Origin of the sequence: Streptomyces sp. NBC_01077 (genome assembly GCF_045162855.1) — a bacterium.
Lineage (GTDB): Bacteria > Actinomycetota > Actinomycetes > Streptomycetales > Streptomycetaceae > Streptomyces.
In genome coordinates, this window is the sequence record NZ_CP108669.1 from 8984833 (window position 1) to 8997382 (window position 12550).

The following is a 12550-nucleotide window of genomic DNA, read 5'->3' on the forward strand; positions in this document are numbered from 1 at the left end:
ATGTCCCTGAGCTGCGGTATGCGGGGAGACTATCCAGGGCCACTGACAACGCGGGTACGGGCGTCGGGAGGGCGGCGCACACGGAGTCGGGCCGCAGGGCCGGCCCGCCGGACGACGGCAAGGACGCGCCGGAGCGCGCCCTTGCCGTGCAGGCCCTTGAGCTGGGGAATCCGGTCCGCCGCGGCGTCAGATGCCGCAGCTGGACGCGGACCAGAAACGGCTGTCCCGGTGGTCGACGTGGGCGTGATCGCCGTGCCCGGGGTAGCCGGGGCCGAGGATCCCGTTGAAACCGTGGTTCCGTGCCTGCTGGGCCAGCAGGCACAGCGAGTGGGGTCCGGCACCGAGGTCGGCCGCGTCGCCGTACAGATGGCGGCTGGACGCGGCGCCGCCGACGGCGTCGTTGCAGGCGTGGCTGCGGAAGCCGCTGGTGACGCGGATGCTCTGGTCACCGAGGGCGTGCCGAAGGGCCTCCAGCTTCCACATGGTGCGCAGGGCGTTGGACTTGGCGGTGGCCGCGCTCACCGCTCCGCCTGCCCAGGTGGTGTTGCAGCCGTTCAGCTCGGCGTAGGAGAAGTGGACCGGGGTGCAGTCGTCGTCCTGGAGTGCGTAGATCCTGCTGAACGTCGCCGGCCCCGCGACGCCGTCGGCGGCCAGCCCGTAGGCGGTCTGGAAGCGTTTGACGGCGGCCGCCGTTCCGGGGCCGTAGTCGCCGTCGATGGCGAGCACCCCGCCGTAGCCGGGGTAGCCGGCCACACGGATCTGCAGGGCCGTGACGTCGGCTCCGGAGGTGCCCTGGGAGAGGGTGCGCGACCAGGTGTAGCAGCCGTCGGCCTGAGCGGTGCCGGCGGTGGCCATCACTCCGGTCAGTGATGCTGTCGCGATCATGACAATCGAAAGGAGCAGGCGCAAGGGCAGCGAACGTGGGGAGCGTCGGGACATCGAACCTCCATGGCCTCACGAATCCGAGGTGACCCAGGACGAGGGTTCCCCCGAGACTGGCGGCCCCGTCGACGCGCGTCAACCACGCCGTGACGAGCGACATTTGTCGGCCCAATGACGCCCGCGAGCACCGGGCCGACGCTCCCGCTTCCGCTCCCGTCCGGGCCGTGCCGACGTAGGGGCGGCCCGGCCGCAGCGCGGTCGAACCGGGCAATCCGCAGGCGCAATAGCCGGTCTCGCCACCGGAGCGACGCCGAGCGTGACATGAGGCGACGTGGTGCACGGGACTGTTCATCCACGCCCCCAGACCCCACCATGCTCCTGACTACTCGTGCGTAACACGTCGTAGGGGGAAGTGTGTTGAAGCCCGGTTCCAGGATCGGTGCCAGGATCACCGTTCCGATGCTCGCCGCCGTAGCCTCCCTGCTCCTGCCGACCGCGGCGGTCGGCGCCGCCCCGTCGCCTGCCCGAAGCGCCGCCGCCCACACCCCGGTCGTCTTCGTCCACGGCTACAACGCCGATCCCGGCGTATGGGGCGGCCTGCGAGAGGACTTCAAGGCCGACGGGTACACGGACGCCGAACTCTTCTCCTTCGGTTATGACACGCACCGGTCCGTCAACGAAGTCCTGTCCGGCGAACTCGCCGCGTACGTCGAGGGCGTGAAGCGGCAGACCGGCGCGAGCCGCGTCGATCTCGTCGCCCACTCCTTCGGCAGCCTCGTCACCCGCTGGTACGTGAAGTTCGACGCCGCCGGTCAGGCGTCGGTCGCCCACTGGGCCTCCCTCGCCGGCCCCAACCACGGCACCAGCACCGCATGGGCCTGCGCCCTGTGGGACCAGGCCTGCCGCGACATGACCCCCGGCTCCTACGTCCAGAAGGGTCTCGCGGCGGACGACGAGACGCCCGGCGCCGTGCGCTACGCCACCTGGTGGTCGAACTGCGACGAAGTCATCAACCCCGACAGCAGCGTCCCCCTGGCCGGCGCGACCAACAGCGCCGCCGGCTGCCTCGACCACAACGAACTCCTCGGCGACGACACGGTCTCCCAGGGCGTCCGCGCCTTCCTCCGCTCCTAGGTCGTGTCCGGAAAGTCCCACCTGGCCCGCGACGCGAACCACGCAAGCGCCACCTCGGCATTGCGCTCGTAGCGTCGGTGGAGGCGGGCGTGCGGGCGTGTCCGACCTGATCGATCAGGCCTTGGCGGCCGGGGCGTCGGGGTCGCAGGAGAGGCGGGCCGCCGCCAGGGCCGGTGCCTCCTCCTTCACGTTCTTGATCGGTGTGGAGCATTCCAGGAGACCTGAGCCGTCGATGCCCCAGTTGCTGTGGGTGACCTGGATGGTCTTCCCGGACGTCAGGTGGGTCCGGGGCCAGTCCGAGCGGGCGGCGTTGTACCCGGTGAAGTCGTATGGCGACCGGTCACCGGCGCTGCACAGCTTTCCGTCCGGGACGTAACCGGGGCCGCGTCCGCCGGCATTGGAGTCGAGCACGGCGAACCAGTTGTACAGCGCGTTCGCGCCGCTCGCCGCGAGCGCCGCCTTGCATGCCGGGTTGGTCGGGTCCAGGGCGCCGGTGCTGGTCTTGGCGTCGAGCCGGCAGAGATAGGTGCGCGATCCGGGGGTCATCGTGACGCCGTGCGCCTGCGCGCTGCCCTGGCCCAGTAAGGTCAGGCCGATGCCGGCGATCAGGGTCGCGAGTACCGCCGCCAGGGAGGCAAGTCGTGTCTTGCGTCCAGCCATGGTGTCTCCTGTGCGTGTGTGGGAACTGTTCTCCGATGGTTCTCCGGTGGGTCTGTGATGGGTTCACGCAGCTGGTACGAGGCTCAGGCGCAGGCATCGCCGTTGAGGCTGAAGCCGGACGGCCGGGTGAACGTGCCGCTGTAGGCGCCCTGGAAACCGAAGTTCTGGCTGGCTCCGGACGCGATCCGCGCGTTGTGCGCGAGCCCGGTCGCCGTCACGGCTCCGGAGGTCGCCGTGACGGCGGCGTTCCACGCCTGGGTGATGCGCTGCCCGGAGGGAAGGGTGAAGGACAGCGCCCAGGAGTCGACGGGGACCGAAGCGGTGTTGGCGACGGTGACGTCGGCGGTGAAGCCGCCGGTCCAGACGTTCGTCGTGTACGTCACCTTGCAGGCCGTCGACGGTTCTGGTTCGCCGGTCCCGGGGGTACCGAGGTTCACGGCCGAGGAGAACGAATTCACCGTGAGCCCGGCGCCGTTCCGCCATGGCTCGAAGCCGGCCTGGACGCTGGTCAGGTACCAGTTGTTCTGGGCCATGCCGCGGGAGACGGTCTCCTCGACGAAGTCCATGACGTCGAAGCTCCAGCCGGGGACGGCCGAAGGGGCGACGAAGGAGATGACGTCGTTGGAGCCGTTGCTGCCCGTCCACACCTGCCAGGTGCGCCCGCCCACGGTGGCGGTGCCGGCCTGTGAGCCGATCGGCTGGATCGGACCGACCTTGTTGAACCAGATCATGATCTCGGTGCGGTTCACCCCGTCGGTTCTGGGGGTGGGGTCCAGCCAGATGTCGTACGAGGCGTTGTACACGGCGTCGCCGACATAGCCGTACGAGATGCTGCTGGGAGCACTGGCGATGCCGCTGACCTGCGCCGGGAGCTTGGTCCCGGGCGAACAATCGGTGTAGTGGCAGCCGTTGAAGATCGAAGGGTACGACTTCGGGGCGCCGTCGGTGGGCGCGGCGCCGTCCGCCTGGGTCACGCGGAAGCCGGTGTCGGTGGCGGTGACGCACTGGGTGGCGCTGGTGCCCCAGCGGTTGTTCTGGACCACGTAGCGGCCCTGGATCGTGGTCGAACCGTACTGTTCGCAGATCAGGGTGTCGGCGTGGGCCGCCGGCGCGGCGGTCACGAGGGCCGCGACGGTGGCGAGAGCGATGAGCAGCGCGCCGAGCATGCCTCGCGCGGTCCTGGGGCGGTGCGGTGACGCTCGCATGCGGGGGCCTCACTGGGGGGTGACCGAACAGGAAGGTGGGGAATCGGAAGCGTCCCGAACGTCCCTGTTGGGAGCGCTCCCACGAGTGGTTCCGGTGGGCACTGTAGGAGTCCGCGGTGGCCGTGACAACCCATCAGGGGCGAGTGCGTGCAACGGGCGTGGACGGCCGGGTCCGACCCGTCTCCCGCGCGCCCGGCACGCCGATCTCATCCTGTCCGGGCCGTTGACGTCCCCGCACTTCGGCCGCGAACATGTCCAGCGCGGCGCTATGGGAGCGCTCCCATAGCGGTGAGTCGCTCCGCACCCCCTACGAGGAGCCCAGAAGTGAACAGACGCAGAACCGCCCTGCTGTCCCTGACGGCCCTGCTGGCGGCGGGTCTCGCCGCGGTGCCCGCCGGCCCGGCCGGCGCGGACGAGGTCGAGCAGGTCAGGAACGGCACCTTCGACAGCACCGTCGACCCGTGGTGGACGAGCGGCGTCACCGTCGGACTGTCCGACGGCAGACTCTGTGCCGACGTACCGGGTGGCACGGCGAACCGCTGGGACGCCGCCGTCGGCCAGAACGACCTCACGCTCGCCAAGGGAGAGTCGTACCGGTTCGGTTTCAGCGCGACGGGCGCCCCCGAGGGCAACTCCGTGCGCGCGGTCGTGGGCCTGCAGGCGGCACCGTACGACGCGTACTACGAGGTCACCCCGCAGCTGAGCGTCTCCGGCAACACCTACACGTACACCTTCGCCTCACCCGTGGACACGCCGCAGGGCCAGGTCGCCTTCCAGCTCGGCGGCGGCACCGACCCCTGGCGGTTCTGCCTCGACGACGTGTCGCTGCTGGGCGGAGTACCGCCGGAGGAGCACAAGCCGGACACCGGCCCCCGTGTCCGGGTCAACCAGGTCGCCTACCTGCCCCGAGGGCCGAAGAACGCCACCCTCGTCACCGACGCGACCGAGCGGCTGCCCTGGAAACTGAAGAACGCTTCCGGCACGGTCGTCGCGCGGGGCTGGACCGTGCCACGCGGCGTGGACCCGTCCTCCGGGCAGAATGTCCACTCGATCCACTTCAGTGACTACCGCGGTGCCGGGGCGGGCCTCACCCTGGTCGCCGACGGCGAGACCAGCCGGCCCTTCGACATCGGCACCGCCGCGTACGAGAAGCTCCGCCTGGACGCCGCGAAGTTCTACTACACGCAGCGCAGCGGGGTCGAGATTCGCGACGACCTGCGGCCCGGTTACGGCCGCGAGGCCGGCCACGTCGAGGCCGCCCCCAATCAGGGGGACGGTGACGTGCCCTGCCAGCCTGGTGTGTGCGACTACACGCTCGACGTCACCGGCGGCTGGTACGACGCCGGAGACCACGGCAAGTACGTCGTCAACGGTGGCATCTCCGTCTGGCAGCTCCTCAGCACCTACGAGCGCGCCCGGCTCGCCCGCACCGGGCAGGCCGAGGAGCTCGGCGACGGCACGCTGAACATCCCCGAGAGCGGCAACAAGGTCCCGGACATCCTCGACGAGGCCCGCTGGGAGCTGGAGTTCCTGCTCAAGATGCAGGTTCCGGACGGAAAACCGCTCGGCGGAATGGTCCACCACAAGATCCACGACGAGCTGTGGACCGGCCTGCCGCTGATGCCCTCCGACGACCCGCAGAAGCGCGAACTGCACCCGCCGACCACCGCGGCCACCTTGAACCTCGCGGCGACCGCCGCCCAGGCGGCGCGCCTGTACAAGGCGTACGACCCCCGGTTCGCCGCCACCGCCCTCGCGGCGGCCCGCAAGGCCTGGGCCTCGGCCCTCGCCCACCCCGACGTCCTCGCCTCCGAGAGCGACGGCATCGGCGGCGGCACCTATGCAGACCGTGACGTCACCGACGAGTTCTACTGGGCGGCCACCGAGCTGTACCTGACCACGGGCGGGAAGGAGTTCCAGGACCACATCCTGAGCTCCCCGGTCCACAGTGCCGACATCTTCGGGCCGGTCAGCTTCGACTGGGCACGTACGGCCGTCCCCGCCCGGCTCGACCTGGCCACCGTCCCGAACCGGCTGCCGGGGCGCGACAAGGTCCGCCAGTCCGTACGCGAGGGTGCCGAGCGCTACCTGGCCACGCTGACGGCCCACCCCTACGGCATGCCGTACGCCCCGGAAGGCCAGAGGTACGACTGGGGCTCCACCCACCAGATCCTCAACAACGCCGTCGTCCTGGCCACCGCCTACGACATCACCGGCGGCGCGAAGTACCGCGACGGGGCCGTCCAGAGCATGGACTACATCCTGGGCCGCAACGCCCTGAACATCTCCTACGTCACGGGCTTCGGCGAGGTCAGCGCGCAGAACCAGCACAGCCGCTGGTACGCCCACCAGCTCGACCCGAAGCTGCCCCACCCGCCTGCCGGTTCGCTGTCCGGCGGTCCGAACTCGGGCATTCAGGACCCGCTCGCACAGAGCAGACTCCAGGGATGCACCGGCCAGTTCTGCTACATCGACGACATCCAGTCCTGGTCGACCAACGAGCTCACCGTCAACTGGAACTCCGCCCTGACCTGGATGGCTTCCTTCGTGGCCGACCAGGGCTGACCGGCCCGCTCCAGCCGACGTCGTCCCCGACGGGCAGGGCCTCACGTCGGATTCCGAGCTGCCGGGTCAGCCGGATGCCGGGGTCGTGCGCGTGAAGTGCAGGCACACCACGGGGGTGGCGTCGGTGATGTGGCGGCCCTCGCTGTCCTGCCAGTACTCGGCGTGCACACGGCGCCAGTGGGCGGCGTCGGTATAGCCCTCGCCCTCGGCCTCGGCGAAGGACCGGGGCACTTCGCCGAAGGGGACAGTCGTCACGGCGGTGACCCGGAGTTCGGCGAGGACCGTGCCGTGGTCGTCCAGCAGGGCGAGGAGCTCCCCGGGGGTCTCCAGGGCCTCCTCCTCTTCGGCGTACTCGGCCAGCAAGGTGGCGGTGGCGGTCTTCGTGCCCGCCAGGACGAGGGCGCTGAGCCGGTCGCGAAGACCGCCCGGAGTGCCCAGTTCGAGGGTCCGCATGTCATTTGCCCGTGGCCACATGCCGTGGAGCCTGATGTCCCGTTCCGGCCATGCGGCGGAGAGGGGCGGTTGCGCGGCAGCGGCAACCACGCCGGTGGGCGCACGGTGGGGCGGTCCTGAGAGGCCACCCCACCCTTCGCCGTGCCGCGTCGCGTCGTTCAGGACAGGTGTTCGCCGAGCAGTTCGGCGAACTCCTCCTCGTTCAGGACCCGTGTTCCCAGCTGCTGGGCCTTGGCCAGCTTCGACCCGGCGCTCTCGCCCGCGACGAGGATCGTGGTCTTCTTCGACACGCTGCCCGAGGACGTGCCGCCGGCGTTCTCGATCAGCTCGTTCATCTGCGTACGGTTGTGGCCGGCCAGGAGTCCGAGCATTCCTCCGGTGACGACGACGACCTCGCCCGCCAGCGGTCCGTTCGCGCCGCCGCCCTGTGCGTCGGGTTCCGTCATGTTCACTCCGGCCGTGACGAGCTTGTCGATGACCGGCCCCATCGCCGCGATGTGCGCGGCGATCTTCGGGGCGTTCGCGCCCGGCAGTTTGTTGACCTGGGCCAGCGCCTCCGCGTCGGCGGCACGGATCGCGTCCATGGTGCCGAAGTGCCGGGCGATCTGACGGGAGAGGGTGCGGCCGGTCCGTACGATGCCGAGCGCGCAGAACACCCGGTTCAGCGGCTTGGCTCTGGCCTGCGTGAGCTGTTCCAGCAGGGAGTCAGCGCGCTTCTCGCTGCGGGCCGCCTCAGCCAGCTGCTCACGCGTGAGGTTGAACAGATCGGCGACGTCGCCGACCGCGCCGGACTCGACGAGTGCCTCGATGTACGTCGATCCGAGTCCGTCGACGTCGAGCTGGTCCCGCCCCACGGCGTATCTGAGGGCCGCGAGCAGTCCGCATCCGCCGCCCGTGCCGTCAGCGCATTCCCAGCGCTCGCCGGACTTGTCGATGTCCCCGCCGCACTTCGGGCACACCTCGGGCAGGACGATCGCGGTCTCCCCACCGGTGCGCAGTGCCACGACCGGCGCCTCGATGCGCGGGATGATGTCACCGGCCTTGAACACCATGACCGTGTCGCCGATCATCATGCCGCTGTCACGGATGAACGCGGGGTTGTGCAGGGTGGCGTACCGGACGACGCTGCCGTCGACCTCCACCGGTGCCAGCTCGGCGCGCGGCGCGATGATCCCGGTGCGTCCGACGTTCCATTCCACGGCCACCAGCTTCGTCTGCACCTCGCTCGGGGGCAGCTTGTACGCGGTCGCCCAGTGGGGATGCCGCGTGGCGAACCCGGCCGCGTCCTGCTCGGCGAAGCTGTTGGCCTTGACCACGACGCCGTCGATCCCGAACGGCAGCTCGGCGCGCAGCCGTCCGATCTCCTCGACCCGGGCCTGGACCTCCTCCAGCGTCCCGTAGACGCGCAGCCCGACCTCGGCCGCTGCGGTCGTCTGCACGCCCAGCGCCCGCACCTGCTCCATGACCTCCTCGTGGGTCCGCCCGCGCAGGAACTCGACCTCGTCCAGGGCGACCGCCCCGTAGGCGAAGAACGTCGTCTCGATCACGTAGGGCCGGTCCTTGGCCCGGAGGGTGCCCGCGGTGCCGTTGCGGGGGTTGGAGAACACCTTCGCTCCGTGGTCGACACGGATCTCGTTGGCCCTCTCGAACTGCGTCCGGGTCATGAGCACCTCGCCGCGGATCTCCACCGTGGCGTCGACCGGAAGGCGCTCGGGCAGGCCGACGATGCTTCCGATGGCGTGCGAGAGGTCCTCACCGTGTGTGCCGTCGCCGCGGCCGACGAGCTGGACCAGGCGGCCGTCGCGGTAGCGGGCGGCGAGCGCCGCGCCGTCCAGTTTCGGCTCCACCGCGTACCCGCCCTCGACGGAGCCGTCGATGCGGCGCGCCAGCGAGGCCTGCCACTTCAGCAGCTCCTCGGCGCTGAAGACGTTGTCGAGGGAGAGCATGGGCACGGTGTGGGCGACGTCGCCGACGGGGGCCGCCCCGCCGCCGACCTTGCCCGTGGGGGTGTCGGCGCGCGCGTGCTCGGGGTGTTCTTGCTCGTACACGGCGATGCCGCGGGCCAGGGCGTCGAACGAGGCGTCGTCGAGCGGGGACTCGCCGTCGCCGTAGTACGCGCCGATCGCGGCGAGCGCCGTGTCCACGGCCTCGTCGTAGGCGGCGCGGTCGGTGAGGGAAGCCACGGGGGCAGCAGTCGTCATACGGTGATCATTACGCAGGGGTCTGACAGTGAGGTCCGGAGGCGGACGCGGCAGAGCGCCCTCCCCTCCCCTCCCCGCCCCGCGGCCCGTGCACCGTGTCCGTGCCGCCCGGACCTACGACGAGGGCGGACAGCGGACGGCGGAAGGCGGACAACGGAAGGCGTCAGCGTCGCAGAGCCGTACGGAGCGTCAGTCCGTGGTCGCGCCGAAGCCGGTACAGCTCCCAGCACGACAGGGTCGTCACCGTGACGGGGGCGCCGAGGACGAAGACCACCCGGGCCCCTACCGGGACCTGGTCGTACGCGCCGGTGATCACGTCCAGGAGTGCCATCTCCCACACGAGGACACCCGCGAGGATCGGCGGCAACACCTCGTGGATGTCGGCGGTGCGGAAGACGTGCACCAGTGAGAGTCCGATGCCGTAGAGGGCGAAGCCGATCGACCACAGGCACAGCACGCCGATGACGATCTTCCCGGGCAGCCCCACGGCATCCCGCAGGCCCGCCAACTCCGGCGCCATGGCGAGGGCGGCCGTGCCCATGGATCCCATGATGGCCAGGACCGAGCCGAGGGGGCGCAGCGTCCGGCGCAGGTACACCCGGCGCAGGCCGTCCCGTGCGGCTGCCACGAAGGCGCCGACCACCACGGGGAAGGTGCAGACGAGGACGAGGACGCTGGACCAGCTCTGGTCGAGGCGGTCGCTCGCCACGCCCTCGACGTCGGCGGCGCTCGCGATGCTGTTGTAGGTGACCATCAGGCCCACCCAGGCGACGAGTCCCAGCGCGGTCCGCCACAACTGGAGCTTGCGGACGTGCGGGTCGTCGACGATCCCCGGGCGCGAGGGGCGGAAGGTCCGCTGGGCGGCGTACAGGGGGTTGTACACGCCACGCAGGATCTTCCGAGCCCGCGACGGCTCTGGGCGCGGAAGCGGGAGGGGCGGGTACATGGGCGCGTACGGGTATCCCGGCGGCGGACCGGACTGGGCGTACGGGTATCCCGGGGGTGGACCGGACTGCGCGTGCGGGTATCCCGGGGGTGGACCGGGCCGGGCGTTCGGGTGTCCCTGCGGGGGGACCGGTGGAGCGTACGGGCGTCCCTGCGGCGGGTTCCCGTTCCCGCCGCCCCCCGGGTCGCCGTACCCGCCATTGCCGTAACCGCTCATGCCACGTACCCCCGATGTCGCTCTCGGTCGAACCCAGGCATCCTAGGCCCGGCGCACCGGGGCCGGTCACCCCGTGCTGAACAGTTTCGTGCCGTCCCCGAGGAACTTGCCGCACGCAGGCCCGCGCCGACGGTCCAGTCCGACCCCAAGGATGGCGTCTGGGCCGGATGGAGCATCGAGGCGGGCGGGACCCGACGGTGCGTCCGATGCTGAGGCGGACCCTCTGAACCGGGTGCCCGTCCGCCCGGCATCACCGTGAAGGAGCTCCTGTGTCGGCACGCTCTCCCGTCCGTTCCCGTTCGCGCGCACGTCTGCACCTGTCCGTCGCCGGCCTGGCCGCGTCCGCGGCGCTCGCCGCCCTGGTCCAGCCCGCACAGGCCACGGGCACGCCGCCGTCCCCGGACAGGGCCCTGCAGAAGCAGCTGAACGACCTCGTCCGTACGGCCGGAGGGCCGCCCGGGGTGATCGCGCTGCTGCGGCAGGGCGACCGGACGGCCGTCTACCGGGCGGGTGTCGCAGACACGAGGACCGGCCGCCCGCCCCGTACCACCGACCACATGCGCATCGCGAGCGTCGCCAAGGCCTTCAGCGGAGCGGTCGCCCTGCGCCTGGTGGACCGGCACAAGCTGGACCTCGGCGACACGATCGGCGAGCACCTGCCGTCACTGCCGACCGCATGGCATCAGGTGACACTCCGTCAACTTCTCAGTCACACCAGTGGGTTGCCCGACTTCTCGACGGCGCCTGCGTTCATCGAGATCCTGCAGGAAGACCCCAGGCATCACTTCGACTCCCGCCGACTGCTCGACTTCGTCGCCGACAAGGACCTGCTGTTCCCGCCGGGATCCACGTACGAGTACTCGAACTCCGACAACATCGCCGTCGCCCTGATGGCCGAGGCGGTCACGGGAGAGCCGTACGAGCGGCTGCTCGGGCAGCTCGTGTACCGGCCCCTCGACCTGGGGCAGACCAGCCTGCCCCAGGGCTACCGGCTGCCGAGGCCGTACCTGCACGGCTACGACGTGACGCCGCCCGCCCCGCCGGAGGACATCAGCGAGGTCCTCAGCGCCTCGGGCGTCTGGGCCTCCGGCGGCATCGTCTCGACGCCGAAGGACCTCAACGCCTTCGTCCGCGCCTGGGCCGGCGGACGCGGCTTCCTGTCGGAGGAGACCCGCCGACAGCAGCGGACCTTCATCCCCGGCGCCGCCTCGGAGCCCGCCGGTCCCGGCGTCAACGCGGGCGGACTGGCGATCTTCCGCTACACGACGCGGTGCGGCACGGTCTACGGCCACACCGGCAACTTCCCGGGCTACACCCAGCTCGCGGTCGGCACGGCGGACGGCAAGCGGTCCCTCACCTTCTCTATCAACACCCAGACCAGCAAGAGCCTGAAGCCGGAGCTGCTGGCCAAGGTCCGGGCCGTCCAGGAGGACTTCGTCTGCGCCCTGCTGCGGCACTGACGCCACACGTGGGAGCGGCGTGCGTCGGCGGCCGGCGGCGACGGGCAGCCGCAGCGCGCGCCGGCACGGGCCGGACACGGTCACGTCGATCGTCGAGGCGCCGGCGTACGCCTTCCAGCCCTCCACCCCGTCCCAGGTGCCGAAAGAACTCGCGGAGTTCCTTTCCGGGCACACGGCATGGCCGTCTGCCGGCCTGGAGGTGGGACCGGGCGGCCCGGGCCCCGGTGCCGGTCCGCCCCACCCCGGGCCCGGGGACGCTCAGTACGGGTGTCCGATGTGTGCGAGAGCCTGCTTGAGGAGCGCTCCGCGGCCGTCGGGCATGTCGTTCTGGACGGTGGGGGAGGCGGCTTCCGCAGGGGTGAACCACACGAGGTCGAGCGCGTCCTGCCGCGGGCGGCAGTCGCCGGTGACGGGGACGATGTAGGCGAGGGACACGGCGTGCTGGCGGGGATCGTGGTAGGGCGTGATACCGGCCGTGGGGAAGTATTCGGCGACGGTGAAGGGCTGGAGCGAAGGAGGGACGCGGGGGAGTGCCACGGGTCCGAGATCCTTCTCCAGGTGGCGGAGGAGAGCGTCGCGGACGCGCTCGTGGTGCATGACCCGGCCGGATACGAGGGTGCGGCTGATGGTGCCGTCCGCGCCGATCCGCAGGAGCAGACCGATGCTGGTGACCTCCCCGCTGTCGTCGACGCGCACGGGCACGGCTTCGACGTAGAGGATCGGCATCTGGGATCTGGTCGTGTTGAGTTCGTCCACGGTCAGCCAGCCGGGCGTGGTTTCAGTCGTGTCGGACATCGCTTGATCGTACTTTCCGAGGCGTGTCGTGGC

Annotated in this window: 9 protein-coding genes and 1 pseudogene; 3 read left to right on the forward strand and 7 right to left on the reverse strand. The window is 70.8% G+C overall.

Going from position 1 to position 12550, the window contains the following annotated elements:
* Positions 1–186: 186 nt before the first annotated feature.
* Entirely contained in the window at positions 187–885 is a 699-nt protein-coding gene (locus OG462_RS40190; protein WP_406065753.1) for a D-Ala-D-Ala carboxypeptidase family metallohydrolase, read from the reverse strand.
* Between the two features lie 411 nt (positions 886–1296).
* Here OG462_RS40190 and OG462_RS40195 point away from each other — a divergent pair, with 411 nt between their 5' ends.
* Positions 1297–2016 carry an esterase/lipase family protein gene (locus OG462_RS40195; protein WP_406065755.1) on the forward strand — a complete coding sequence of 240 codons (720 nt, stop codon included), beginning with the start codon at positions 1297–1299 and terminating at the stop codon, positions 2014–2016.
* Between the two features lie 237 nt (positions 2017–2253).
* On the opposite strand, the pseudogene OG462_RS40200 reads toward OG462_RS40195, so the two are convergent.
* Together OG462_RS40200 and OG462_RS40205 are read right to left on the reverse strand one after the other, a co-directional pair.
* A pseudogene (locus OG462_RS40200) lies at positions 2254–2676 on the reverse strand (lytic polysaccharide monooxygenase); the annotation flags it as partial.
* 83 nt (positions 2677–2759) lie between these two features.
* Positions 2760–3881, reverse strand: coding sequence for a GH12 family glycosyl hydrolase domain-containing protein (locus tag OG462_RS40205; protein WP_406065757.1), 1122 nt, complete (start codon positions 3879–3881; stop codon positions 2760–2762).
* Between the two features lie 324 nt (positions 3882–4205).
* Between OG462_RS40205 and OG462_RS40210 the strand changes: the two genes are divergently transcribed.
* The gene (locus OG462_RS40210; RefSeq protein ID WP_406065759.1) at positions 4206–6446 is read left to right on the forward strand and encodes a glycoside hydrolase family 9 protein; all 2241 of its coding nucleotides are present in this window, start codon (positions 4206–4208) and stop codon (positions 6444–6446) included.
* A 66-nt stretch (positions 6447–6512) separates the two neighbouring features.
* On the opposite strand, the gene OG462_RS40215 is transcribed toward OG462_RS40210, so the two are convergent.
* From OG462_RS40215 to OG462_RS40225, 3 genes are all read right to left on the reverse strand, one after another.
* The gene (locus OG462_RS40215) at positions 6513–6920 is read right to left on the reverse strand and encodes an ASCH domain-containing protein (protein WP_406065761.1); all 408 of its coding nucleotides are present in this window, start codon (positions 6918–6920) and stop codon (positions 6513–6515) included.
* Positions 6921–7057: 137 nt separating this feature from the next.
* Positions 7058–9100: an NAD-dependent DNA ligase LigA gene (gene ligA, locus OG462_RS40220; protein WP_406065763.1), complete on the reverse strand. Its 2043-nt coding sequence runs from the start codon at positions 9098–9100 to the stop codon at positions 7058–7060.
* A gap of 163 nt (positions 9101–9263) precedes the next feature.
* Positions 9264–9983: a hypothetical protein gene (locus tag OG462_RS40225; RefSeq protein ID WP_406065765.1), complete on the reverse strand. Its 720-nt coding sequence runs from the start codon at positions 9981–9983 to the stop codon at positions 9264–9266.
* Positions 9984–10531: 548 nt separating this feature from the next.
* Between OG462_RS40225 and OG462_RS40230 the strand changes: the two genes are divergently transcribed.
* Positions 10532–11722, forward strand: coding sequence for a serine hydrolase domain-containing protein (locus OG462_RS40230; RefSeq protein WP_406065767.1), 1191 nt, complete (start codon positions 10532–10534; stop codon positions 11720–11722).
* 258 nt (positions 11723–11980) lie between these two features.
* Here OG462_RS40230 and OG462_RS40235 read toward each other — a convergent pair whose 3' ends face one another.
* Complete coding sequence (locus OG462_RS40235; protein ID WP_406065769.1) at positions 11981–12517, reverse strand: NUDIX hydrolase family protein; 537 nt, start codon at positions 12515–12517, stop codon at positions 11981–11983.
* Positions 12518–12550 lie beyond the last annotated feature (33 nt).

Excerpts from the sequence above, each read along its gene's own strand:
- OG462_RS40190 (WP_406065753.1), bottom strand. The coding sequence starts at position 885 with ATGATCGCGACAGCATCACTGACCGGAGTGATGGCCACCGCCGGCACC.
- OG462_RS40205 (WP_406065757.1), bottom strand. The coding sequence starts at position 3,881 with ATGCGAGCGTCACCGCACCGCCCCAGGACCGCGCGAGGCATGCTCGGC.
- OG462_RS40215 (WP_406065761.1), bottom strand. The coding sequence starts at position 6,920 with ATGTGGCCACGGGCAAATGACATGCGGACCCTCGAACTGGGCACTCCG.
- ligA (WP_406065763.1), bottom strand. The coding sequence starts at position 9,100 with ATGACGACTGCTGCCCCCGTGGCTTCCCTCACCGACCGCGCCGCCTAC.
- OG462_RS40235 (WP_406065769.1), bottom strand. The coding sequence starts at position 12,517 with ATGTCCGACACGACTGAAACCACGCCCGGCTGGCTGACCGTGGACGAA.